Genomic DNA, 25,122 nt, shown 5'->3' with positions numbered 1-25,122 from the left:
CGTAAAATGACCAAACCCTGCATCATCTGCGTGGCCATCACGGGCTCGCTTCCGACCAAGGAAAACAACCCGGCGGTGCCGATCACTGTCACGGAACAGGTGGAATCGACCCAAGCGGCCTTCGAGGCCGGCGCACGCATCGCGCATTGCCACGTGCGCGACGATGCAGGGCGCCCCACCAGCGATCCCGATCGCTTTGCCGCGCTGAAGGAAGGGATCGAAAAGGCCTGCCCCGGCATGATCGTCCAGTTGTCGACCGGTGGACGATCCGGGGCGGGTCAGGCGCGGGGCGGCATGCTGCCGCTTCGGCCCGACATGGCCTCCTTGTCGGTCGGGTCGAACAACTTTCCGACCCGCGTCTATGAGAATCCGCCCGATCTGGTCGACTGGCTTGCGGCCGAGATGGTGACCTGTGGCGTCAAGCCCGAGATCGAGGCCTTCGATCTGTCGCATATCTTTCAGGCGGCACAGATGCATGCCGACGGGCGCATCCCCGATACGCCCTATGTCCAGTTCGTGATGGGCGTGAAGAACGCGATGCCGGTCGACCGGGAGGTGTTCGATTTCTACATCCATACCGTCAAGCGTCTGTTCGGCGAGGACGCGCCCTGGTGCGCGGCCGGGATCGGTTCGAACCAGATCGTCATGAACGACTGGGCGATTTCGTCGGGCGGCCATGCCCGCACCGGGCTCGAGGACAACGTCAGGCTCGACCGCGACAGGCTGGCGCCCTCGAACGCGGCGCTGGTCGCGCGGGCGGTGGAGCTTTGCCAGAAATACGACCGGCCCGTCGCCACGGTGGCCGAGGCGCGCAGCATTCTCGGGCTGCCCACGCCATGAGCCTTCTCGACGGCCTTCTCGGCGACAGCGACCTGGCCCGGATCATGGGCGACGCCGCGCAGATTGCGGCGATGTTGCGGGTCGAGGCGGCGTTGGCGCGGGTCGAGGGGCGGCTCGGGATCATTCCACCCGAGGCCGCCAAGGCGATTGCTGGGGTTGCCGCCGATCTGCACCCCGATGCCGCGGCACTCGAGCCGGGTACCGCGCGTGCCGGGATCCCGGCACAGGCGCTTGTCACGGCGCTGCGGTCGGCCTGCGGCCCGCACGCCGACTGGGTCCATTTCGGTGCCACATCGCAAGACATCCAGGACAGCGCGCTGGTTCTGCAACTGCGCACGGCACTTGAAGTGATGGCCGAAAGGCTTGGCGCGCTCGATGCCATGCTGGCCGAAAAATCTGCGGCCTTTGCCGATCAGCCGATCCCGGCACGGACCCGCTTTCAGATTGCCGCGCCGACGACGCTAGGCGCCAAGATCGCGGTCTGGCGGGCGCCGCTTGGCCGGCACCTTCAGCGTCTGGATGAACTGCGCCCGCGTCTTTTCAATGTCTCGTTTCATGGGGCGGCGGGCACGGGGGCCGCGCTGTCGCCATCGACGGACGAGGTCCGCCGGGCACTGGCAGACGCGCTTGGCCTGAGCGCGCCCGAGATCCCCTGGCACGCCACCCGCGACGCCATCGCCGAACTCGGCGGCTGGCTTGCCCTTGTCACCGGCTCGCTCGGCAAGATCGGGATCGATCTGATCCTGCTCGGACAGTCCGAGATCGCCGAGGTCGCGGCGGGAACCGGCGGCGGTTCCTCGACCATGCCGCAGAAATCGAACCCGGTGGCGGCCGAGGCGCTGGTGACGCTGGCGCGGCTGAACGCGGGCGACACGGGCACGCTGCATCAGGCAATGATCCATGCCCAGGAACGCGACGGCGCGGCGCTTGGCCTCGAATGGGCGGTGCTGCCGCAGATGGTGGTCCGCACCGGCGCGGCGCTGCGCATCGGCCTCGATCTGGCGACAACGCTTGTGCCCCGCCCCGAACGGATCGCCGCGACCTTCGCCGCCGACCGCGGCGCCATGATGGCCGAGGCCGCAACCTTTGCCCTGAGCCGGCAGATGCCGCGCGCCGAGGCGCAACGCCTCGTGGCCGAGGCGCTGCGTGCCGTGGCCGAAACGCCGGATCGGACCCTTGCGCAAGCGCTCGACGCGCTGGCGCCCGGAGGCGACTGGACCGAACGACTGAGACCCGCACGTCAGACCGGGGAGGCCGCAAGGCAGGCTGACGCGGGCAAACCTTCAAGGGAGGACAAGACATGAAGACCGCAATCGCGGCGCTCGCCGCAACACTCGGACTGACGACATCCGTCATGGCGCAGGAGGTGGTGCTGAAGGTGCACCATTTCCTGTCTGCCGATGCCCCGATCCAGACCGGCGTTCTGGAGCCCTGGGAAAAGGCCGTCGAGGAACAATCGGGCGGACGGATCGACGTTCAGATCTATCCGGCGATGCAGCTTGGCGGGCGGCCGCCGCAACTGTTCGATCAGGCGCGCGACGGCATTGTCGACGTCGCCTGGACGCTTCTGGGCTATACCCCCGGGCGGTTCCCCGTCTCCGAGGTGTTCGAACTGCCGTTCATGGCGGGCACGGCCACCGAGACGACCAACGCCTTGCAGGAATTCCAGGCCAAGTACCTGGGCGACGAACTGCGGCAGGTCCACCCGCTGCTGATCCATGCACCGGCCGCCTACAAGATCCACACCGCCGGCAAGCCGGTCAACGAGTTGTCCGACCTCAAGGGGCTGAAGATCCGGGCACCCTCGCGGACCATGACCGACGGGCTGAATGCGCTCGGTGCCACTGCCGTCGGCATGCCGGTTCCCGAAGTGCCGCAGGCGCTGAGCACCGGCGTCATCGACGGCGCGGTGATCCCGTGGGAGGTCTTCGGATCGCTCCGGATCGAGGAGATCGTCAAGGACCACACCGAGATCGGGTCCGAAAACGGCGGCATGTCGACCTCGGTCATGGCGCTGGTGATGAACAAGCGCGCCTATGACAAGCTGCCCGACGATCTGAAGAAGGTGATCGACGACAATTCGGGTGCGGCACTCGCCGCACTGGCAGGCCCCGCCTTTGATGCGGCCGAGGTGCGCGAACGTCAGGCGGCAATCGATGCCGGGGCCACCATCGCGATCATCCCCGAAGAATCGCTGGCGCCCTGGGTCGAGGCGACACAGCCCGTCGTCGACGCCTGGGTCAAGCAGATGGACGCCGACGGCATGGACGGTCAGGCGATGCTCGACGATGCCCGGGCGATGCTGGCCGTACAGCAGGACTGAGAGAGAAGGAGGCTTCCGTGACCGACCCCAACTCCACCGAAAAGACCTATCCGCTGCCGGTGCCGCGCTGGCTGACGCAGCTGTGCGGGCTTTTCGCCGGGCTGGGCGGCATCGTGCTGTTGGCGATGATGCTGTTGACGGTGACCAGTGTCACCCTGCGGACGGTCACGGGCGCCCCCATTTCCGGCGATTTCGAACTGGTCGAAATCGGCTGCGCCATTGCCATCTTCTGTTTTCTGCCGTGGTGCCAGATCCGCAGCGGCAACGTGCTGGTCGACTTCTTCACCATCAACCTGCGCCCCCGCACCAACCACTGGCTGGAGGCGGTGGGCGACCTTCTCTATCTCGCGATCGCGGTGCTGATGTGCTGGCGGCTGTTTCATGGCGGCCTCGACCTTCGGGACTATGGCGAACAATCCATGGTGCTGCGGATCCCGCTCTGGTGGAGCTTCGTCATCATCCTCCCCGCGGTCGCACTTCTGGCCCTTACCTGTGCTGCGACCATGCAGGGCCACATTCGGAAAGCCCTGTCATGACTGGAATCGCCGCCGGCCTCGCCGGCTTTGCAGCGCTGCTCGCCCTGATGGCGATCCGGGTTCCGATTGCCGTCGCGATGCTGAGCGTCGGGATCGTCGGCTATGGCCTGACCAATGGCTGGATGCCGCTTTTGGCCTATCTCAAGACTTCGAGCTACTATCAGTTCTCCACCTATTCGCTGTCGGTCATTCCGCTGTTCGTCCTGATGGGCGAATTCGCGACCCATGCCGGCATGAGCCGCGCATTGTTCCGCACGGCAGCCGCCTTCCTCGGGCATCGGCGCGGCGGGCTTGCCATGGCCTCGATCGGCGGCTGCGCGGCCTTCGGCGCGATCTGCGGCTCCTCGCTTGCCACGGCCGCCACCATGGCCCAGGTCGCCCTGCCCGAAATGAAGCGCTATAATTATTCCGGCGGGCTTGCGACCGGCGCGCTGGCGGCGGGCGGCACGCTTGGCATCCTGATCCCGCCATCGGTGATCCTTGTGCTCTATGCGTTGATGGCCGAACAGAGCATCGCCAAGATGTTCGTCGCCGCCATGGTCCCCGGCGTTCTGGCGGCACTTGGATATATGGTGGCGGTGGCCGTGTTCGTGCGCCGCCATCCCGAGGCGGGGCCGGCCGGGCCGCGCGCCGACCGGCGCGAAAAGCTGATGGCCCTGCGCGAGACCTGGTCGATCATCCTGATCTTCCTTCTGGTCATTGTCGGCATGTATCGCGGCTGGTTCACGCCGACCGAGGCGGCGGCGGTCGGGGCCTTTGGCGCCGGCGTGCTGGCGATCCTGCACGGCGGCATGCGCCTGAATGGCCTGATGGCCTGCCTGCGGGGCACGGCCATGACCTCGGCCATGATCTTCCTGATCCTTCTCGGCGCCGAGATGTTCAACGCCTTCCTCGCCCAGACCCGGACCCCGGTGCTGGCCGCGCAGATGATTTCGGACTCGGGTCTGTCGCCGATGCTGGTGCTCCTGGCGATGCTGCTGCTCTACATGGCGATGGGCTGCGTGATGGATTCGATGTCCATGCTGCTGCTGACCATCCCGATCTTCTATCCGATCATCGCGGGCCTCGATTTCGGCATGTCGGGAGAAGACACGCTGATCTGGTTCGGCATCCTCGCCGTCGTGGTGGTCGAGGTCGGGTTGATCACGCCACCTGTCGGCATGAACGTCTTTGTCATCAACGGCATCGCCCGGGACGTTCCGATGTCCGAGAGCTTTCGCGGGGTCCTTCCCTTCCTTGTCAGCGACTTCATCCGCATCGCCCTGCTGATCGCCTTCCCGTTCCTGTCGCTGTGGCTGGTCCACCTGCTGGGATGACCCCGGCGCCAGACCGCGTGCGCCCTCCCCCCATCGTGCAAATATGGTTATTCTAAATAATTATATTTGATAACCATATAGGCTGTGGTACACCTAGGAGGTGGAGAGGGTGGAATCGCCGTGGACAATCGAAAGCCGGATCAGACCGTCGGGGAGGTTGGCTCGGAAGAGTTGAGCGAAGGCACGATCCGGGAATTCCTCGGCTATAACCTCAAGCGGGCCTATATGGTGCTGAACCCGGCAACCCAGGCGGCTCTTGCCGAGCTTGATCTGCGGATCCCGTCGTTCAGCTGCCTTTCGGTGATCCTTGCCAATCCCGGCATCGCGCCCTCGGCGCTCGCCGCACAGCTCAGCATGGAGCGGTCGAACATCGTCGTCATCCTCGACGAGCTCGAGACCCGCAATCTGATCAGCCGGGCCCAGATGAAGACCGATCGACGCCGCTATTCCCTGACCGCAACGGTGCGCGGCAGGCGCCTTCACGACAAGGCCGTGGAGGCCATCCACCGTGCCGAAAGCCATCTGCTGCGCGGGCTGAGTGCCGATGAACGGCAACTTCTGGTCCGACTGGTGAACAGGATAGAAACGACCACGACCGACTAGGTCATCTGCGCCGCGAAACGGGAGTGCGGCGACTTCAAGGGAGGAAGACATGATTAACAGACTTTCCACGCTGGCCCTGGCCGGCGCGTTGACTGCTGCCGGCGCGATGGCTGGCGCAGATACGATCCGGGCGACCAGCGGCTTTGGTCCGTCCCATGTGTTGGCGACCGACGTCTTTCCGGAAATCGGCGTCCGGCTTCAGGAATTCACCGATGGCCGTTGGGACCTGCAGGACACGCCCTCGGGCCTTGTCGCGCCGAACGAGATGAGCGCGGGGCTGCGCGATGGCGTGACCGAAATGGGCACGCTGCTGATGCCCTATTTTCCGGCCGAGTTCCCCGATGCGGCGCTGCCGTCCGAGCTGTCGATCCTTGGATCGAACAATCTGGTGATTTCCGCGGCGGTGACTGATTACGTCGCCACCTGCGCCGAATGCCAGGCCGAGTTTGCCCGCAACGGACAGGTCTATCTCGGCACCGATGCAACCCCGCCCTACAACCTGCTGACCACGAAGCCGGTGCGCAGCGTCGCGGACCTCAAGGGGATGCGCATCCGCACCGGATCACCGCTTTATGCCGGGTTCGTCGCCGCAATGGGCGGCGAGGCGACACAGATCCCCTCGTCGGAACTGTTTGAATCGCTCAGCCAGGGCGTCATCGACGGCACCTTCAGCGGCAATCACGAAATCATCGCGAACCGCCTTGGCGACGTGGTGAACTATGTCACCGAGATCGAAGAAGGCGTCTTCAACGGCGCCGCCGACGGCGGGGTCAGCCAGCTTCTGTGGTTCCGGATGTCGCCCGAGGATCGCGCCGCGCTGGCGCGCGCCACCCAATACGGCATCACCAAGGGGCTTTACGCCTTCCTGCGCGACGCCAACGCCGCCCGCGACGTCGAGGGGATCGAGTTCATCGAGATGGACGAAACCCTCGCTGCGGCAAAGGCCGCCTATAACGAAGAGCGGCTGGCAGCGGCCGCCGGCATCCTGAGCGATCGCGGCGTGGCCGACGCCCAGGCCAAGATCGACCGCTACATCGCGCTGATCGAGAAATGGGAAGGCCTGATCAGCGAGGACATGACCTATGAGCAGGTCTCGGAGCTTCGCTATGACGAGATCTTCGCCAAGCTCGACATGAGCGCCTACGGCCTCTGACCCCTGCGCGCCCCGCCAAAGGCGGGGTGCCTTGCCCGGAGGAGGGGTGAGATGAAGACTCTGGAAAAATGGATAAGCCGGGTCAGCATCGTGCTGGTCTCGATGGTTCTTCTGGCCATGATGCTGCAGGTCGTCCTCGACGTCTTCATGCGCAGCGTCCTCGGTGCGGGGTTTCCCGCGACAACCGAACTGGTCGGCCGCTACTACATGGTGGCGATCAGCGTGCTGCCGCTGGCCATGACCGAGGTCCACCGCCGCCATATCGAAGCCACGATCTTCACCGATGGCGTCCGCGGGACCCCGCGCAGGATCATGCTGTTCTTCGGTTTCACCGTCGGCCTCATCGTCTTCGTGCTGCTCGCCTATGGATCGACCGGCGAGGCCCTGCGCCAGACCGCACGTCGCGCCTATGTCGAGGTCGGCACGGTGCAATTCCCGACCTGGCTCAGCTTCTGGATCCCGCCCGTCGCTTTCTGGCTGATGACGATGGTGCTGGGTATTCGCATCGTCGAGGTGCTGACCGGCCGTTTCGCCGAAAACAACCATGATCCGCTGGCGGAAATCGACTCTCACCTTCTGGAGACCAAATGATGGAACCGATCACGATCGGCGTTCTCGCCCTTGCCGGAATGCTCGTGCTGATCGGGCTGCGGGTGCCCATCGGCTTCAGCCTGATCTTCGTGTCGTTCGTCGGCATCTGGGGCATCGCGGGCTCGCGGGCGGCGATGAGCATGCTGTCGACCATCCCCTATACCTCTTCGGCCAGCTGGACGCTCAGCTCGATCCCGATGTTCCTGCTGATGGGCTATCTCGCCTATCATTCGGGGTTGACGCGCGGCCTGTTCGAGGCGGCAAGGGTCTGGTGGGGCTGGTTGCCAGGGGGGCTCGCGATTGCCTCGCTTGCCGGTGCCAGCGGATTTGCCGCGGTTTCGGGATCCTCGGTTGCCTGTTCGGCCGCGGTCGGGCGCATCGCGATCCCCGAGATGCATCGCCAGGGCTATGACATGCGCATCGCCACCGGATCGGTCGCGGCGGGGGGGACAATCGGCGCACTGATCCCGCCCTCGATCATCCTGATCCTGTTCGGGATCCAGTCGAACACCTCGATCAACGCGCTGTTCGCGGGCGGGTTGATGATCGGCCTTGCCTCGCTGTTTTTCTACATCCTCGCCGTCTTCGCCATCTGGCTGCGCGCGCCGGACCGCCTGCCCCGCGCCGAGCCCTATTCGATGGGCGACCGCTGGGCCAAGACGCTGGAGATCTGGCCGGTCCTTCTGCTCATAACCGTGGTCATGGGCGGGCTCTTCGGCGGCATCTTCACCGCGACCGAGGCCGGGGCGGTCGGGGCCTTCATGGCGCTGATCATCGGGCTGGTGCGCCGTTCGCTCAGCTGGAGCGGATTCCGTGAAAGCCTTGTCGACACACTGCTGTCCTCGGGCGCGCTGTTCATCATCGCCATCGGCGCCAACCTGTTCACGCGGCTTGTCGCAATGTCGGGGGTCTCGCACGAGATCGGCGCGCTGGTCGAGGGCCTCGGGCTTGGCACCCCCGGCCTGCTGCTGCTGATCGCGCTGATCTATCTGGCGCTCGGCATGTTCCTTGAACCCATTGGCGCGCTCCTGCTGACATTGCCGCTGTTCCTGCCGCTGGTCGTCACCCACGGCGTCGACAAGGTCTGGTTCGGCATCCTCGTCGCCAAGTTGCTCGAGATCGGCATGATCACGCCGCCGGTCGGGCTGAATGTCTTCGTCATCCACTCGGTCGCGCGCGACTATGTGCGGCTGGAACAGGTCTTTGCCGGGATCCTGCCGTTCCTTGCAGCCGATCTTGCATTGGTTGGCGCGATGATGCTGACGCGCGGCTTTTTCTAGGGAGAACAGAAACATGGACATTGCCAACCTGACCGCACTGGTCACCGGCGGCGGCAGCGGACTGGGTGCCGCAACGGCGCGGCGGCTGGCCGCCTGTGGGGCGCGCGTGGCGGTCGTCGACCGCAGCGCCGAGGCCGCGGCAAGTGTCGCGAACGAGATCGGCGGGCTTGCGCTCGCAGCCGACGTGACCGACGCCGAGGCGGTCGAGGCGGCGTTCGGACGTGCCGCAGCCGAACTTGGCTCGGCGCCCCGGATTGTCGTGAACTGTGCCGGCATCGGCACCGCGGCGCGCATCCTGCCGCGCGACGGCAGCCTGTCGATCGACGTCTTTGCGCGCACGGTCGGCGTCAACCTGATCGGCACCTATACCGTGCTCAGCGTCGCCGCGCGGGCGATGGCGGCGCTCGAACCGGTCGATGCCGACGGCGCCCGCGGCATCATCGTCAACACCGCCTCGGTTGCCTGGCAGGACGGCCAGATCGGCCAGGCGGCCTATGCGGCCTCGAAGGGTGGCGTCGCGTCGCTGACCCTGCCCGCCGCGCGCGAACTGGCGCGGTTCGGCATCCGCGTGATGACCATCGCGCCGGGGCTGTTCGAAACCGCGATGAGCGCCGGGCTGACCCCCGAAGTTCGCGCGGCGCTTGAATCCGGCCTGCCCTTTCCCTCGCGGATGGGCCGGCCCGACGAATTCGCGATGCTGGTCCAGCAGATCGTCGAGAACCCAATCCTGAACGGAGAAGTCATCCGCATCGACAGTGCGGTCAGGCTGGCACCGAAGTGAGGCACGCATGTTGAAAAGCACCTATTCCGAGGCCACCTATGACGGCCAGATCGCCGAGCTGGAGCTGATCCGCGAGGACAAGCGCAACGCCATGTCCGACGGGCTGCTGGCCGAGATCGAACATTTCTATGCGACCCTGCCGAAAGAGGTTCGCGTGGTAATCCTGCACGGCCGCGGCGGGCACTACTGCTCGGGCCTCGATCTCGCCGAGCATGTGTCGCGCAGCGCCGAGGACGGCGTCTATCACTCGCGCAACTGGCACCGGGTCATGGACATGATCCAGTTCGGCGGGCCGGTCACGATCAGCGCCATGACCGGCGCGGTGATCGGCGGCGGGCTTGAACTGGCCACCGCAACCCATGTCCGCATCGCCGAACCCTCGGTCATCTTCCAGTTGCCCGAGGGCCGGCGCGGCATCTTCGTCGGCGGCGGGGCGACGGTGCGGGTGGGCCGGATCCTCGGCCCCGACCGGATGGTCGAGATGATGTTGACGGGGCGCAAATACGATGCCGAGGAAGGCCTGCGGCTTGGCCTTGCGCATTATACCGTCGGCGAAGGCGAGGCACTGCCGCTGGCGCGCAAGCTCGCCCGGCAGGTCGCCGGAAACGCGCCGATGTCGAATTATTTCATGGTGAACGCGCTGTCGCGGATCGACGACATGTCCCGCGCCGACGGGCTGTTCACCGAAAGCCTTGCCGCCGCACTGGTCCAGACCACACCCGATGCCGAGGAAGGGCTGCGGGCATTCCTGGAAAAGCGCGCGCCGACATTCCGCTGAGATCCCGAGGGGGGGAGTAGACATGGCGACATTCGAAATCGAGGCGGCCCCTGCCGGGGTCGAGGCCCGCGCCGACTGGGCGCAGCGCCACACGCTGACGCAGTTCCTGCCGCACAAGGTGCTGCGCGAGGACCGCGCCGATGGCAGCATCCTTTTGCGGTCGGGCTATGACCTGCCCGAGCCGGTGGCGAACACCGGCGCCTGGCTGCATGAATGGGCCGAAAAGGCGCCCTATCGGATCGCCGTTTCGGAACGCCCGGTCGCTGGCATGGGCTGGCGCAATGTCACCTATGCCGAGCTTCTGGAACAGGTTCGCGCGGTTGCGGCCGCGCTTGTCGGCCGCGGGCTGGGGCAGGACGACACCATCGCGATCCTGTCGGGCAACGGGCTCGATCACCTGATCCTGTCGCTGGCCGCGCAATATGTGGGCGTGCCGGTGGTCCCGCTGGCCGAGCAATATTCGCTGATCGCCGAGGCCCACGCGCGCCTGACCTATGTGCTGGACAAGGTGAAGCCGCGGCTTGCCTTTGTCGACGATGCCGGCCGCTATGCCGATGCGCTCTGCCTGCCGGAACTGAACGGGGTCGAGGTCGTGGCGGTCAGGGGCGATGCGCCGCGGCCGATCACGCCGTTCAGCGAATTGCTGAAGGGCAGCGCGGGCGTCGACCTCGATGCCGCCCATGCCGCGGTCGGCCCCGATACGCTGGCGAAAATCCTGTTCACCTCGGGGTCGAGTTCCGACCCGAAAGGCGTGTTGACCACGCATCGGATGATGTGCGTCAATCAGGCCCAGCTTGCCGCGGCACTGCCGTTTCTGGCCGACCATGCGCCGCGGATCACCGACTGGCTGCCCTGGAACCACGTCTTCGGGGGCAGCCACAACGTCAACATGATGCTGTCCCATGGCGGCACGCTGACCATCGACAACGGCAAGCCGACCGGACCCGCCTTTGCAACGACGCTGAAGAACCGGACCGACCGGCCCGGAACGCTCGCCTTCAACGTGCCCGTCGGCTGGAAGATGATTGTCGAGGCGCTGGCCGACAAGCCGGACCTGCGGCGCCATATCTTCAAGGAACAGCAGTTGCTGTTCTATGCCGGCGCCTCGCTGCCGCAGGACGTCTGGGAGGGGCTGGAACGCTATTGCTTCGAGGCGCGCGGCGGCCTGCCGCTGATGATCTCGAGCTGGGGGCTGACCGAAACGGCGCCCGCCTGTGTCATCGTGCACGAGCCCATCGGGCGGTCGGGCGTCATCGGCGTGCCGGTGCCCGGCGTGACGGTCAAGCTGATCCCCGATGCCGAGATGCGCTGCGAGATCCGGGTGAAGGGGCCGAACGTGATGGCGGGCTATTTCAACGATCCCGAACGAACCGCCGCCGCCTTCGACGACGAGGGCTTCTTCATCACCGGCGATGCGGTGCGCTTTGTCGATCCGGAGAATGCCAACCGCGGCCTCGTCTTTGACGGTCGTGTGTCCGAGGATTTCAAGCTGGAGACAGGCACCTGGGTGCAGGCGGGCAAGCTGCGCGAAAACGCCCTGAAGGGGCTTTCCGGGATCGCGAGCGAGGTCGTCGTCTGCGGCCATGATCGTGGCGAGATCGGGCTGTTCATCTTCCCCACCGCCGGTGCCGCCGCCGAGGGCGAGGTCACCCGCGGCGCGATCACCGACGCGCATCTGATGGCGCGGATCGAGGAGCGGCTGCGGTCGTTGAACGCCCATGTCTCCGGCTCGGCCAAGCGGATCACCCGTGCCATGGTGCTGGCGGAACCGCCCTCGCTGAAGGATCACGAGATTACCGACAAGGGCTCGCTCAACATCAAGAAGATCCTGACCCGCCGTGCCGATCTGCTGGAGCGGCTTTACGACAACGAAGACCCGGCGCTGATCCGCGTCTGAGGGAGGCTGAAATGGTCGATTTTTCGTCGGTCCGCGCGATCGATTTTCACACCCATGCCGAGGAATCCTGCGGTTGCCATGCCGACGACGGCTATGATGACCTGCAAAGCACGATGGCAAAGTACTTCGGGGCGCCGTGGTCGCATCCGCCGACGATTCCCGAAACCGCCGCGCATTTTCGCGCAACCAACATTGCCGCAGTGATCTTCCCGGTCGATTCCGAACGCGAGACCGGCTATCGGCGCTATGACAACTACGAGGTTGCCGATCTGGTGGCGGAACACGCCGACATCCTGATCCCCTTCGCCTCGATCGACCCCGCCAAGGGCCGGCTTGGCGCCCGACAGGCCCGCGATCTGGTGGAAAACCACGGGGTTCAGGGGTTCAAGTTTCATCCGACCATGCAGGGGTTCTTTCCCAACGACCGCATGGCCTATCCGCTCTACGAAGCGATTGCCGAAACCGGCAAGCCCGCATTGTTCCACACCGGGCAGACCGGCGTCGGTTCGGGAATGCGGGGCGGCAACGGGATGCGGCTGAAATACTCCAATCCGATGTATATCGACGATGTTGCGGTCGATTTTCCCGACATGCCGATCATCCTCGCCCACCCCTCCTTTCCCTGGCAGGAAGAGGCGCTGTCGGTCGCCCAGCACAAGCCCAACGTCTATATCGACTTGTCGGGCTGGTCGCCGAAGTATTTCCCGAAGATCCTTGTCCAGTACGCCAACACGATGCTGAAAAAGAAGATGCTGTTCGGGTCGGACTGGCCGATGATCGCACCGGAAAAGTGGCTCGATGCCTTCGACAAGGCCGATTTCCGCGACGATGTTCGCCCGCTGATCCTGAAGGAAAACGCCATGCGGCTGCTGGGGGTGTCATGAGCGCGTTTCATGCCCCCACCGACGACATCCTGTTCTCGCTGCGCCATGTCGCGGGGGCCGGACGGCTTCCCGACTGGGACGACGAACTGGCAGGCGAGATCCTCGGCCATTTCGCCACCTTTGCGGAAGCGCGGATCGCGCCCCTTGACCCGAGTGGCGATGCCGAGGGCTGCCGGCTGGAAGAGGGCCGGGTCAAGATGCCCAGGGGCTTTCCCGATCTCTATCGCGAACTGGCGGAACAGGGATGGCAGGGGCTGGCCGCGCCCGAGGAATACGGCGGCCAGGGTCTTGGCGGCGCCATTCTGGCCGCGGTCAGCGAGGTCTTTACCGGGGCCAATCACTCGCTGCAGATGGTCACCTCGCTGGCGCCGGGCGCCATCGCCTTGCTGCGCCGCTTTGCGACCGAGGCGCAGAAGGCCGCCTTCATTCCGCCGCTGGCCGACGGGCGCTGGCTATCGACCATGGCGCTGACCGAACCCGGTGCGGGATCCGACCTGTCGGCAATCCGGACCCGCGCTGTGCGCGACGGCGACCGTTGGCGGATCGAGGGCGAGAAGATCTTCATCTCGGGCGGCGATCATGACATGAGCGAGAGCATCCTGCATCTGGTGCTGGCCCGCACCGGCGAGGCCTCCGAGGGCGTGAAGGGGCTCAGCCTGTTTGCCTGCCCGATGGATCTGCCCGACGGGCGGCGCAACCGGGTCTCGGTCACGCGCATCGAGGAGAAGCTCGGCCTGCACGCCTCGCCCACCTGTCAGCTTGCCTTTGACGGTGCCGAGGGGGAATTGGTGGGCGAGGAAGGCGGCGGCCTGCGCGTGATGTTCGCGATGATGAACCACGCCCGGCTCGACGTCGCGCTGCAAGGCGTCGCCCATGCTGCCCGCGCGGCCGATCTGGCCCGCCGCTATGCGGCCGAGCGCAATCAGGGCCGGGACGCGGCCGGGCAGCCCGTGACCATCGACCGCCACCCCGACGTCGCGCGCATGATCGACACCTGCGATGCGCTGGCGCTTGGCGGCCGCGCGCTGTGCCATATCACCCTTGTGGCGCAAGAGCTTGGCACCGATCCCGATTTCGTCGCCTTCATGACCCCAGTTGCCAAGTATTTCTGCACCGAGGCCGGGATCCGTGCCGCCGATCTGGCGATCCAGGTGATGGGTGGCTACGGCTATCTGCGCGAATACGGCGCCGAGCAGAACTGGCGCGATGCCCGGATCTGCGCGGTCTACGAGGGCACGAACGGCATTCACGCCCGGACGACGGCCACGCGGTCGCTTGCCATGAACGGCGGCGCCGGTGCGCGGGCCTTTGCGGAGTTCCTGCGCGCAAGCGGCCCCGCGATGGTACCGGCAGCCGAGATCTGGGAGGCCGAAGCGCACCGGCTGACCGAGGCAAACGCCGATCCCGCCACCGCGGCGCATGAGTTCATGGAACAGACCTGCGAGCTTGCCTATCGCGCAGCCTGGGCGCGGATCCTTCAGGCCGCCGAGGCCGCCCCCGATGCCGCCCGGCTGCAACGTCTCGGCGCTCTTGTGAGTGGGGAAACAGCCCGACCCCGATAGGTCGACGGGGCGGGGGATAGCGGGATCGGTATCGACCCGGCGCAAGCACGACGCCGATCCCCTCTGCCCTCGTTGACCCGATGCCGGCATTCTTGGCGCAGTCGAGCCGCGAATGTGGTTGCCGTCCTACCGTTGAACCACCCGCGCGGGCCTGCTGCGGCCGCCGCATCAAACCGGTCCGAAGGGCCCGGGCCGCGACTGGCGATGGCCACTGGCAGTTCGCGCGCTCGGGCTATTTGCGCGCGGCGCCCAAGACCGGCGCCAGCTATCCGGCCTGCAGCTTGAGAGGGTCGAGGTAGGGGACAAGCGCAGGGTCGGTATAGTCGGTGATGGTGGCCGTGGCGCCGGCGGCGCGCAGTGCGGCATCGTCCAGAAGCGTGCGGATGCCAATGGTCTTCAGCCCCGCCGCCACGGCCGAGCGGATCCCCGCGGGGCTGTCCTCGAAGGCGAGCGAGCGGGCGGGATCCGCCCCGAGTCGGCGCAGCCCCTCGGCATAGGGGGCGGGGTCGGGCTTGCCACGGACGCATTCCTCGCCGATCACCAGCGTCTCGATCCGGTCCGCGATCCCCAGCGCCTTCAACACCACCTCGCCATTGATCCGCGGCGCATTGGTAACGACGGCGGTTCGCCAGCCCTGCGCGTCCGCCAGATCGAGCAGCGCCAGCGCACCCGGCAGCGTCGGATGGCCGGGGCCGAGCCGGCGGCGATATTCGCTCTCCTTGGCCCTGCTCAGCGCCACGGCGTCCTCGTCCGGACAGAGATCGCCGAAGATGTCGACGTTCAGCCTGCCGTGCATGTGGGTGCGGTAATAGTCGAAGTCGATGGTCACGCCGCGGGCCGCGAACATGTCGGCGAAGACTGCGGAATGCAGCGGATCCGAATCGATCAGGGTTCCGTCGAGGTCGAAGAGGAGGGCTGTCGTCATCTGCTTTCTTCCGGATAGGTCGCGCCATCGCGATGTCGGGGCCGGGCGTTCCAGCCGGGTCGGCGGCCGGTCTTGCCGCGGCCTTGATAGCGCCGACAGTCCGGAGTTGCACCCGTCCGTTTGCGCAAGGCCGCCGTGCGGGAGCGGGTGGTGCCGCGGCGGCACGGGCGGGCTGCTCTGCCCCCTGAAAACTGGATCGTTTGAAGCTGGAGTTTTCCGCTGGACTCCCCTGGCTGGGAGAGGACCGAAAACGGATGACGGCATCGAAGTTCACGGACGCGCTGAAGGCGTTCGTCTTGAAGCAGGGGGACCAGGGAACGCCGGTCGCGGAGATCTGCCGCAAGGCCGGGATCCGTCAGGCGACCTACTTCAACTGGAAGAAGAAATATGGCGGCTTGCTTTCGGACCTGACGCTCCATCGGGCTTCGAAGTGCGCCTTCGCGAGATCTGGAACCGGTCGACGCAGGAGCGTCATGGCAAGACGCCGCGTTTCGCCTGCGATTCTTAACCGGTCTCGATCGCGCCGGCTTCGGCAAACATCCTGTCCAATTTCTCTTGGTGGCGAGGAGGTCGGTTCGTCCGAGTGCCGACGGAAATGCGGGCGTGGCCGAGAGACAGAATGCGGTCTTTTTCGCGGTGGGACGTGGGGTTCGGCGAGCCGGGAATCGCCCGCGTCGGTGCGACGTATTGCGCTGGACTTGGGGGTCGGATCACTCGCGGGCGGTCGACATTCCTGACCAGTCGGTCAAATTGCGTTGCCCGGATCCTGCCCGCAACCAGTGCCTTTCGGTGCCATTTCAAGGGTTTGAACCCCCACTGGCGACTCATCATCAGAATGGCAATTTCGCCTTGTATATCCTTGGCTTGGGCGGCTATACCCGTCGGCGGAGATGTGGCCGAGTGGTCGAAGGCGCTCCCCTGCTAAGGGAGTAGGCCCGGAAGGGTCTCGAGGGTTCGAATCCCTTCGTCTCCGCCATAAGCCCTTGAAAAATAGGTGTTTCCCAAGATGGTTCACCTGAGATGGTGTTCGTCTAGGGAGCGGCGCCGTTGCCATTTGGTAATTCTTAACTGAGATAGTAGGCACTTCGACGCTGCTAGCCACTTTCCTACGCACCCAACGTGGCTCTCGGGATGAGTGCTCACATTCAGCTCACAGATGAAGAGCAGGGATGCCTCCTGGGCTCATTAAGTCTCGGATCGATCTACCGAGGCTGCTTCATGTCAATGTACATCCTGCGATCTTCGGTACTTCAGTTGTCGGGCTCGTCGCGATTCGGGCTTCGACGATCAGCTTTCGGGCTGTTTTGATCAGCTTTCCCCATAGGGCGCCGCGCAGGAGCTCGGCGACTTTCGTGGCGGCCTCGCAGAGTTCATCGGCGTCAATTTCGGGCTTTGCTCTGCACAGATACCAATCGCTCTCTGACATCGCGTCGGCGGTATCAAAGCGAAAATCCCAGTAATATCCCTTAACGGCATCTTCTTCGCGCTCGAACCAAAGGTCTTCTCCGACGACTCCGGCGATGCCAATCGCTCTCCAGACTTCCGGGCGACACTCAGACCCTGCGATGACCTGGATCTGCCCGCCCCACGTTTTCTCTAGAAGTGCGTCCTGGCGCGGAGTCGGCCAAATCGCAGCACGGACGACATCGATACCGAAGTGTTCTGAGATGACGATATGTGCCGCTTCGTGGATTGCTGCGCCGCGTCGGTCTCGGGCATTAATGCGGTTTAGTTCGAGCATGTTGTGCTTTCTCTCCGTTGGAAGGCTCTCCCGCCAGCCGGGCCGGAGAGCGTCAGCGAGCTTCCAACAGACGATGACGCGAGATGTCGACACTACGCCCTTAGCCAACACAACAGCACAAGCTTTTGCGGAGGAGCCTCAGGCAGACGTAAAGTCACGGGAAGTGACAAGTGAACTGTTTTTCAACATTCGGAAACCGTATTTACATTCATCCTATCCTTATGAAAATGAGAGAACTAAGCTCACTTAGTCCACTTTCTATGATGGTTCTGGTTGGAAAACAGTGCACCGGCCTCAAAACGGCAGGACCTACGTTGTCGGAAACTCTTCTGAGCGATATACGATCTTTTGGACTGATGGGTTGTATCGGTACAAATGCAAGGTGCCGTCCTCGATCAGCTTGGCCGCCTGGCCGACATGTTCGGGCAGGACATAGAACCATTCCTTCGGAAACACCTTTTTCCCAAAGCGATCTGTGACGAAGAGCTCGCCCGGACGGGCCGCTGCGAAGAAGCGATGCAGTAGGCTTTCCACCTTGCTGCGTGATAGGTTTTGCAGACTGTAGGTCGCCACAATCTCCACCGGAGCTAGAAGAAACGTTGGATCGTTTTTGGCGTCCGCAACGCGGCGGGCAACGTCCTGACTAGTTACACCGATTTTGTGCAAGATCATGCGTTGCCCCTTGATCTCGGGGTTTTCGGATCGAGAACGGGCAACATAGATCGTTCCCGAGGGTTCGAGCTGATCACTCTCCCATTCAGGATCAAGCGGCCCGAGGCCAACCTTCTGGACCATGCGAGCTGTCTTGTCGTCATTCAGGGATTTGCGGAATGACGACATGAGCGGGTCGCTCTCTGTGCCGTTAGAAAAGATGACGCGGAGCCGATGGTCGCGCGCGCCGCCACGGGCCGTCATTTCCGACTTCTCGGCGATCATGGCCAGCAAGCCGTTTCTGATGAAGAAGTCCCCTTCGATCGGCTCGATTACCGACCATTTCCGTACTGGGCTTGCTTTGCGTTCACCGGCCTCCAAGCCGCGCTGGACGGCCTCAAAACGCTCCCGGAACTTCTCGAAATCCTGACAAGGTACAAAGTCAGCGCGATGATCCGGCACATGCCTGTCTGCGGAGGGCGTGGTGTGCTTCAGGCTGACCAGTGAGGCATCAAGATCAAGATCGTCATCTGCGAAGATGTCATCCAAGCTATCGGGAATATCCGCATCGACGGGGTCATCTTGCCATGAGCGCGGCGTGGGCGCGGCGTCATCGCTCAGCAGCCCCAACTGATCGACGGCCCGCATTTGATCGTTCGGAGCCCGCTTCACCGTATCCCAGATCGCGCCAAGGCGCATCTCGTCGTGATCCATCGCGTCTGGATCAGGGAGGCGCGAATGACGCTCATGGAACGCCGTGACTTCGAGCAAAGCGGCGACGCCACGATCCTGCGACGGACTACCGCGTCCTGCGCGAGGTTTGACATCTAACAAGCCGAATTCGTCGTCTTCCGCGAAAATGTCTTCCAAGCTGGGGCGCGACATCACAGAGCCCCCTCACGCAGGCGCTTGGCCTTTTCGGCCTTCAGCCAGGCAAGTGCCTCTGCCATGCGCTTTTCAAGCGGATTGGCGGAATGGACATTCGGCTCACGCCCTTCGGTGGCGCGGAAGGCCTTGATGCGCGGCCACAGCGTTCTGGCTTCGTCGCCGGTCATGTTCACGCGCAGGGCAACCATCGCCGACTGCACATGCGACAGCAGCTCGGAGTTCAGCGATTTCGATGCAACCTCGAAGCGCTCCTGGAAAGTGTTCACACTATCGATCAGCTCGATGTCGATGTCCCGGACGTTGATGAATTTCCGAACCATCTCCAGCAGGGTATTCGGGGCGCTGGCGGGTTCGCCGTCATCGTCTTCGCCGCTCGGCTTCGGAGGCGTGCCGCTCAGGGGGGACTGCCCCTCGGCGAAACCACGTTCGGCCTCCTTCCGCGCCAGCGTCAGGACGTTCATATGCGCCGCAAGATGCTGACGGACCGATTCCGCTTCCTCGGCGTCCAGCGTCTCATACCGCTTCTCGATAATGTCGGTCAGCACCATCTGCGTGGCGACCTCGGGGGCCGTGTCTGGCGACAGCACGCGCCGGTCCATCTCCTGATAGGCTGTCGCCATCAGATCGTTCATATCCTTCTCGCAGATCTCGCGCGAGCGGTCCGTGGGCGGCTCGACCAGCCCCTTGATGCCAATGGTGATATTGCCCTCGTCATCGGTGCCCATCGGCGCGCGCACATCGCCATCCTCGCGGCGGTAGAACTTGAAGTTCGGGGCCAGCACCTGCTCCATCAGCAGGGAGCCCGAGATCGCCTTGAGCATGTCGTTCACGGCATCAGCCACGACGCCGGTTTCCACGCCGGGTTCGGCAACAAGGTTCGTAAACAGCGCGCGGGGCTTGCCGGGTGCATCGCGGGTCGCGCGCCCGATGATCTGCACGATCTCGGTCAGGGACGACCGATAGCCGATGGTCAGCGCATGTTCACACCAGACCCAATCAAACCCTTCCTTGGCCATCCCAAGGGCGATGATGATGTCGACCTTGGCCCGATCCGCCAGATCATCGCGCTTGCCATCTGGCCCCTTGATCTCGCGCGACAGCGCAGCCTTGACTATATCGCGCCCCGGCCCGTCATCGACCAGGTCGGCGACCTTCAGGAGCCCGCCATCGGGTTTGCGCACCAGATCGAACCCCGTCTCGGGATCGCGCCCTTCATGCGTGCCCAGCAGGTCGAGGATCTTGCCCACCTCGTTGAACTTGTCATCGAACGCCTCGGACGACCCACGATGCGGGATATGGATGATCGTCTTCTGATCAGGGTTCAGCACGCCGGGCAGCCCGTTGACGTAATTGCCCTTGTAGAATTCGTAGTTGATTCCGAGCGCCTTGAGCCAGGCATAGCCCTCCAGCTGCTCGTAATAGCTGTAGGTGATCTTGGTGAAGCGGTCTTCGTCCTCGGGGCGCAGCACCGGATCGGCGTCGCCTCGGAAATAGCTGCCGGTCATCGCCATGACATGACACTCAGCGCGATTGATCAGGCTGCGCAGGATCACCCCCAGCCGATTGTTGTCCGAGGCGGACACATGGTGGAACTCATCGATGGCGATGAAGCAACTGTCAAAGGCCTCAATCCCCTTGGTCTTGATCACCTCGTCAAAGCCGAAGCGGAAGGTGGCATGGGTGCAGACCAGCACCTTGGCGTCGCTGTCCATGAAGGTCTGGAAGGCGCGCACCTTCTGCCTGTCGGCATCCTCGCCGGTCAGGCAGAGGTTCCAGCGGTCTTCGACCTCCCAGTCGGCTTCGAACCCATAGCTGGTCAGATCGGTCGAGCGGAACGAGCCACCGATCGAGGTTTCGGGCACGCAGACGATCACCTTTTCCAGCCCCTGATGGCGCAGCTTGTCGAGCGCCACGAACATCAGTGCGCGGCTCTTGCCCGCCGCGGGCGGCGCCTTCAAAAGCAGGAACTGCGCGGCGCGGGCGGCATAGGTGCGGGCTTGCATAGGGCGCTGACCAAGGGCGTTCGTGGTCGCCTTGGAGGTGCCATAGGTAACATTGACCATCTGAACCATCTTACTCTTTACCTCTTGGTCGTGCGTTGATGATTTGGCTGACCCTGCAGCGGCCAGCGACCCAAGTCTCCAATGCGGGCGAAGACCAAGAGATCAAGGTGAGAGCGTCTTGGTATTTTGCTGACGGCCCCTTGTCGAAGACCGCGTTGTGGTGAGCGATACGGTTGCGCCAGCGACGAACGCTCTCGATCAGATCATGCAACTCGTCTAGCTCGGCTTTCCAAGGGGCGTGCTTGAAGTTTTTCTGAAAGCCCTTTGGAAACAGGTATCGTTTAAAACGCTTGGTCGTCAGATGCTCCCAGAAGCCAAAAGACAGTGCGGAAACAAGGTGATGCGTGTCAACGCTTTCGGCATGCTGAGCACGCTCGTCTGCCAGAGCCATATCGAGATCGTTCAATCGTGGGCCGTCCAGGAGCTTCCTAAACGTGCTGTCCTCAAACCACCTATTGCCCTTGTAGAGCAAGGCGGAGTGAATGCTGTTGCGGCAAGTGATTTCAGCCATGTGGAGAGCGAACTGAAATGCATCCGCCAGGTCGCAGTTCCACAGGTAGATGTCCTCGCGTGCCACACCTGCGTCGCCTGCCGCCGGCGCATACCGCTGGAGCCTCCGCTCGCTCAGGGACTCGGTTAGCAACTTCTGAATGGTAAGATCTGTGAGACTCGGCACTTGATTGATATGGCCCTTATCGCTATCTGATGAGGTGTGAGACGTGGTGAGGTTGCCTTTAGGTGCTTCGGCAGGCTTCTGGCCCCTCCTGCGGACAAGATCATGAGGCGGGCCTTCGGGCGCCGCCTCGCTTCTTTTTTGCGACCCACTCTGATCGGTCATTTCGCACCTGCCTTTTCAGCACGATCTTTCAGTATCGCCTTCTCGAACCAAGCTGGCACGCTGGTAACATCAGACTCAGAAATGTTCTCGGGCACGTCCTTCCAAAAAGACACGATGGCATCAGAGAACGCCTGAAATTGGACATCGCTGACTTTCAGATATGTATGATCAAGAAAGTCGATCGAAGACCATGCAAGGCGCGTCCCTGCATTCGGGTCAGGGAGATATTCGGGGAAACTTTGCTTCAGATCGTCCAGCGACGTCCCTTTGCCATGCTTGTAGACATTCACGACCAGACGGCAGGCATCCAGCAGCTTAAAATATCCCGTGTTACGGATCTTCCACCCGAGGCCTTCGAGCAGGTCAGCGAGATCTGAAAAGTTCGTCTTCCAGATCTTTTCGGCGGTTAGGTCCCCTCGGTGCCAGTGCCTGACCTCGGCAACCAGCCAATCGCGAAGCTGCTTGTCCCATTCATGGAACATACCCGCGACCACACTCAGCTGGGTCTGGTCACGCATATCGGAGAGCAGGCGGTAGAATTCGATGCCAGCCTCTCCTGCCGCCTCATAGAAGCTCCCCGGATCGTCTCGGTCAGGATCGAAACGATGGCTGTTGTTCTCGAGCCAGTCTTCCGAGGCCTTGTCGGCCTCGGCTTCTATGTTCTCAAACTGCGTGAGCAGCCGCTTCCGCGCTTGTTCGACGTAGAAAATGTGCCCGTCGATCAACGACTGGCGAAACGGTCCCCACATCTGAAACAGCACATAGTTCCCCGTCATGCCCGCGCCCTCTTCTTGTCCTGCGACTTCACCTTGGCGGCATAGAGCTTGAAGAGCTTCTCCAGCCGCTCGGTGTCATTGCGGAAGGGACGGCCGATATACATGGTTTCAAGCAGGTCGTCGTTTTCCCGATGCACGGCACGCAGGTCGTCGGGCATCTTGTCCGCGTCATAAAGCTCGGCAAGTGTGGCGGGGTAATGAGAGTAACGGGAGCGCAGGATCTTGCGTGCCGAGGCCGAGAGCGCTTCCCGCTGGTCCTCAGTGAACTTCGGCACCGGGAATGTATTGTACACAATTTTTACAGAATATCTAAAGCCGTTTCCTATTCTGCCTCCAACTGTCGCAAGCCAAAGCCGGTGAAGTCTCGATCCGATAATGGCCAAGAGATATTCCTCTCGTTCATAAATCGCGAAGGCTTCTTTGCTCAGTACGTGGCCGGATGGCAGCATTGTTGCGGGAACATACTCGCGATCGGATGATTGAGAGTTTGGTACAGCTATGCATGGCTTGTCCTGAAATGTGGAGTAACAGAACCTGTGGGGGACGTTGGCTACTTTTTTCGCATCTCGTCCTGCTCCGGCTCTGTATTTTTGACAAGCGTCTATTCTCGCTTTGATTGGAGATATTTCGAGGGCGTCGGGTAGCCTATCGTCCGGTACCCAAATGCAGTAACGTTCTTCGCCCTCAATCAGTTCGTTTCCTCCGACGTAGGGCAGGAGGAAATCTTCGCTTCTTCTGTCTTCGAGAAGCATTGCCTCTCGCTGAGCAACTGTGACTGACAGATTTTTCCCGTCCACGGGATTGCTACCCATCACCATTTCTGGCAGCTGAAATACTTGATCGGAAGTGGAAAGGACAGGCACGTATCGGAATGGTATGAGGTACGGGCTAATCTCAATTGCGGCAGTTACGATCTCGCCATCGAAAAGGCGTCTTTCATTAATCCCCTTGGATGCCATTCCTATGATGGTCACCCAAACGCCAGCAATATCAGCTGCTGAGTTTTTCCAAGTAAAGGGACGGTAGGCGAACTTTATGCGGTGCGAGTATTCGAACAGAGCATCCCACATCGGTGCGACCTGTTCTCCTTGGCAAATAGAACTGGTCGTCACGAAGGCGAATTCGCTGCATCCATTTGCGTATTGCACCGCCTTGAAGAACCACGCGGTGACATAGTCCAGAAGGAGAAGGTCTCCCAGCCCATTCAAGACCATATCCTCGGTATGCCAACGCTCTCTCTTCTTCGCGCCAAGGTAGGGCGGGTTGCCGACGATGAATACCTCGTCGCCCTCATTTGGGGGCGGACAGACCCCCTCCCAGTCGATGCGCAGCGAGTTCCCGGTGCGGATATGCGCCGCGTCCTTCAGCGGTAGCGCGGCGGGACGCCGCCCAAAGACCTCGGCAAAGCTGGCATTCGCTTGATACTCGGCGATGAACAGCGCCAGCTTGGCGGTCTCGGCGGCGAAATCCGCGATCTCGATCCCGTAGAAATGGCTGATCGGGATGGCCGAGAACATGGCCAGCGATCCGGGGCCGTTCAGCTCTTCCAACCGCCGCAGGATGCGCGTCTCGCGCGCCCTCAGCTCACGGTAGGACACGACAAGGAAGTTGCCCGATCCGCAGGCTGGGTCGAACACCCGTATGCGCGACATCCGGTCCAGCACCTGTTGCAGCCCGCGGCCACGGTCCCATGCCTTGTGGATCTCGGCATCGAGGTCATCGAGGAACAGCGGCCCGATCACCTTCATGATGTTCGGCACCGAGGTGTAGTGCATCCCCAGTTCCGAGCGCTGCTTTGGGTCCGCGACCGACTGGATCATCGAGCCGAAGATGTCGGGGTTGATCTCCCGCCAGTTCAGATCGCAGGCCTCGCGCAGATAACGGAAGGCCACGGCATCAAAGCGCGGCGCGTCGATGGTGCCCGCGAAGAGCCCGCCATTGACGTATTCCAGCTCGCCCGTCCAGGCGGGCAGCCCTTCGCGCTTGTCCTTGGGCAGGTTCATTGCCTGGAAGGCCGCGATGATGGTTTCGCGTGCTTCCTCGCCCTTGTCGCCGGCATGGGTGAACAGCAGGCGGGAGAACTGGTTGTCCGGGAAGATGCCGACATCCTCGGCGAACATGCAGAAGATCAGCCGCATCATCAGCTGGTTCATCTCATGCCGACGCTCATCGCTGCCCCAATCAGGGTTTGCCCTGGTCAGCGCGTCATAGAGGCGGGCCAGCTTGCCGGTGGCCTTAACGTCGACGGGGTTTTCTTCAACCGCACGGTAACGTTCCTTGCCAGCTGCGGGCAGGAAGAAGCCGAAATTATCGCCAAGCTCGGCGAAGCGGCAATGGAGCGTATCGCCCGAGGCCGGATGCTCTGCCGAGATCATCTCGCCATCGGTGGCGATCAGGATCGCGGGCTTCGAGGTCTTGGTCTTCTTCGAGCTGCGCAGTTGGTCCAGCGTGACATCAGTCATGCCCACCAACGCGGGAGCAAAGTGGAACTTCTTGCCGAACAGCACACCGCCGGGAAGGTCGGACTTGTTGGTCGACCCGCTCCGCAGCTTGGAGATCGCCGCCTTGGCGCCATCAGTGGCGGCAGCAAAGGCGAAGGGGAATTCGGTGGCGTCAAACGGTTCGGCGACAATTTCCGCCAATGCGTCATAAATTTCGGTAGGGTTCATCAAGGGCCTCGGCGTCGTTGCCCTATT

21 protein-coding genes, 1 tRNA gene and 1 pseudogene are annotated in these 25,122 nt (G+C 63.2%); 16 read left to right on the top strand and 7 right to left on the bottom strand.

Annotated elements, in window-relative coordinates:
- The first annotated feature begins 6 nt into the window (after positions 1-6).
- The 14 genes from DQG17_RS13160 to DQG17_RS13095 all read left to right on the top strand — a co-directional run bounded on the left by DQG17_RS13160 (position 7) and on the right by DQG17_RS13095 (position 14,544).
- Positions 7-840 carry a 3-keto-5-aminohexanoate cleavage protein gene (locus DQG17_RS13160; protein WP_116133311.1) on the top strand — a complete coding sequence of 278 codons (834 nt, stop codon included), beginning with the start codon at positions 7-9 and terminating at the stop codon, positions 838-840.
- Positions 837-2,144 carry an adenylosuccinate lyase family protein gene (locus DQG17_RS13155; RefSeq protein ID WP_116133310.1) on the top strand — a complete coding sequence of 436 codons (1,308 nt, stop codon included), beginning with the start codon at positions 837-839 and terminating at the stop codon, positions 2,142-2,144. The genes DQG17_RS13160 and DQG17_RS13155 overlap by 4 nt, the downstream gene beginning before the upstream one ends.
- Complete coding sequence (locus DQG17_RS13150; protein WP_116133309.1) at positions 2,141-3,163, top strand: TRAP transporter substrate-binding protein; 1,023 nt, start codon at positions 2,141-2,143, stop codon at positions 3,161-3,163. The genes DQG17_RS13155 and DQG17_RS13150 overlap by 4 nt, the downstream gene beginning before the upstream one ends.
- Before the next feature lie 17 nt (positions 3,164-3,180).
- Positions 3,181-3,699 carry a TRAP transporter small permease gene (locus DQG17_RS13145; RefSeq protein WP_232829440.1) on the top strand — a complete coding sequence of 173 codons (519 nt, stop codon included), beginning with the start codon at positions 3,181-3,183 and terminating at the stop codon, positions 3,697-3,699.
- On the top strand, positions 3,696-5,015 hold the full coding sequence (locus DQG17_RS13140; RefSeq protein WP_116133308.1) for a TRAP transporter large permease: 1,320 nt from the start codon (positions 3,696-3,698) through the stop codon (positions 5,013-5,015). The genes DQG17_RS13145 and DQG17_RS13140 overlap by 4 nt, the downstream gene beginning before the upstream one ends.
- 120 nt (positions 5,016-5,135) lie before the next feature.
- The gene (locus DQG17_RS13135) at positions 5,136-5,618 is read left to right on the top strand and encodes a MarR family winged helix-turn-helix transcriptional regulator (protein ID WP_232829439.1); all 483 of its coding nucleotides are present in this window, start codon (positions 5,136-5,138) and stop codon (positions 5,616-5,618) included.
- Positions 5,619-5,667: 49 nt separating this feature from the next.
- A complete protein-coding gene (locus tag DQG17_RS13130) occupies positions 5,668-6,771 on the top strand; it encodes a C4-dicarboxylate TRAP transporter substrate-binding protein (protein WP_116133307.1) in 1,104 nt (367 codons plus the stop codon).
- 51 nt (positions 6,772-6,822) lie between these two features.
- Complete coding sequence (locus DQG17_RS13125) at positions 6,823-7,362, top strand: TRAP transporter small permease (protein ID WP_116133306.1); 540 nt, start codon at positions 6,823-6,825, stop codon at positions 7,360-7,362.
- Complete coding sequence (locus DQG17_RS13120) at positions 7,362-8,642, top strand: TRAP transporter large permease (protein WP_116133305.1); 1,281 nt, start codon at positions 7,362-7,364, stop codon at positions 8,640-8,642. Before DQG17_RS13125 ends, DQG17_RS13120 begins: the two co-directional genes overlap by 1 nt.
- A gap of 13 nt (positions 8,643-8,655) precedes the next feature.
- Positions 8,656-9,423, top strand: coding sequence for an SDR family NAD(P)-dependent oxidoreductase (locus tag DQG17_RS13115; protein ID WP_116133304.1), 768 nt, complete (start codon positions 8,656-8,658; stop codon positions 9,421-9,423).
- A gap of 7 nt (positions 9,424-9,430) precedes the next feature.
- Positions 9,431-10,201: a crotonase/enoyl-CoA hydratase family protein gene (locus DQG17_RS13110; protein ID WP_116133303.1), complete on the top strand. Its 771-nt coding sequence runs from the start codon at positions 9,431-9,433 to the stop codon at positions 10,199-10,201.
- 22 nt (positions 10,202-10,223) lie between these two features.
- The gene (locus DQG17_RS13105) at positions 10,224-12,098 is read left to right on the top strand and encodes a feruloyl-CoA synthase (protein WP_116133302.1); all 1,875 of its coding nucleotides are present in this window, start codon (positions 10,224-10,226) and stop codon (positions 12,096-12,098) included.
- An 11-nt stretch (positions 12,099-12,109) separates the two neighbouring features.
- A complete protein-coding gene (locus DQG17_RS13100; RefSeq protein ID WP_116133301.1) occupies positions 12,110-12,982 on the top strand; it encodes an amidohydrolase family protein in 873 nt (290 codons plus the stop codon).
- A complete protein-coding gene (locus DQG17_RS13095; RefSeq protein ID WP_116133300.1) occupies positions 12,979-14,544 on the top strand; it encodes an acyl-CoA dehydrogenase family protein in 1,566 nt (521 codons plus the stop codon). The genes DQG17_RS13100 and DQG17_RS13095 overlap by 4 nt, the downstream gene beginning before the upstream one ends.
- Positions 14,545-14,809: 265 nt before the next feature.
- Here DQG17_RS13095 and DQG17_RS13090 read toward each other — a convergent pair whose 3' ends face one another.
- Entirely contained in the window at positions 14,810-15,469 is a 660-nt protein-coding gene (locus tag DQG17_RS13090) for an HAD family phosphatase (protein WP_116133299.1), read from the bottom strand.
- A 254-nt stretch (positions 15,470-15,723) separates the two neighbouring features.
- On the opposite strand from DQG17_RS13090, the pseudogene DQG17_RS13085 reads away from it, so the two are divergent.
- Positions 15,724-15,870 (top strand): annotated as a pseudogene (locus tag DQG17_RS13085) (transposase); the annotation flags it as partial.
- A gap of 485 nt (positions 15,871-16,355) precedes the next feature.
- Positions 16,356-16,445, top strand: a tRNA-Ser gene (locus DQG17_RS13080).
- Positions 16,446-16,685: 240 nt separating this feature from the next.
- On the opposite strand, the gene DQG17_RS13075 is transcribed toward DQG17_RS13080, so the two are convergent.
- From DQG17_RS13075 to DQG17_RS13050, 6 genes are all read right to left on the bottom strand, one after another.
- Entirely contained in the window at positions 16,686-17,210 is a 525-nt protein-coding gene (locus DQG17_RS13075) for a hypothetical protein (RefSeq protein ID WP_116133298.1), read from the bottom strand.
- Between the two features lie 309 nt (positions 17,211-17,519).
- On the bottom strand, positions 17,520-18,746 hold the full coding sequence (locus DQG17_RS13070) for a GIY-YIG nuclease family protein (protein WP_116133297.1): 1,227 nt from the start codon (positions 18,744-18,746) through the stop codon (positions 17,520-17,522).
- Positions 18,746-20,812, bottom strand: a complete 2,067-nt coding sequence (locus DQG17_RS13065; protein ID WP_232829438.1) for a DEAD/DEAH box helicase — start codon at positions 20,810-20,812, stop codon at positions 18,746-18,748. The genes DQG17_RS13070 and DQG17_RS13065 overlap by 1 nt, the downstream gene beginning before the upstream one ends.
- Positions 20,813-20,822: 10 nt before the next feature.
- The gene (locus DQG17_RS13060; RefSeq protein WP_116133295.1) at positions 20,823-21,650 is read right to left on the bottom strand and encodes an Abi family protein; all 828 of its coding nucleotides are present in this window, start codon (positions 21,648-21,650) and stop codon (positions 20,823-20,825) included.
- On the bottom strand, positions 21,647-22,426 hold the full coding sequence (locus DQG17_RS13055; RefSeq protein ID WP_116133294.1) for a hypothetical protein: 780 nt from the start codon (positions 22,424-22,426) through the stop codon (positions 21,647-21,649). The genes DQG17_RS13060 and DQG17_RS13055 overlap by 4 nt, the downstream gene beginning before the upstream one ends.
- Positions 22,423-25,095: a DNA methyltransferase gene (locus tag DQG17_RS13050; RefSeq protein ID WP_157973608.1), complete on the bottom strand. Its 2,673-nt coding sequence runs from the start codon at positions 25,093-25,095 to the stop codon at positions 22,423-22,425. The genes DQG17_RS13055 and DQG17_RS13050 overlap by 4 nt, the downstream gene beginning before the upstream one ends.
- Positions 25,096-25,122: the final 27 nt, after the last annotated feature.

This window comes from Tropicimonas sp. IMCC34043 (genome assembly GCF_003390845.1).
Lineage (GTDB): Bacteria > Pseudomonadota > Alphaproteobacteria > Rhodobacterales > Rhodobacteraceae > Tropicimonas.
Note: the sequence above shows the minus strand (reverse complement) of the source record. Positions and strands in the feature narration are given on the sequence as shown.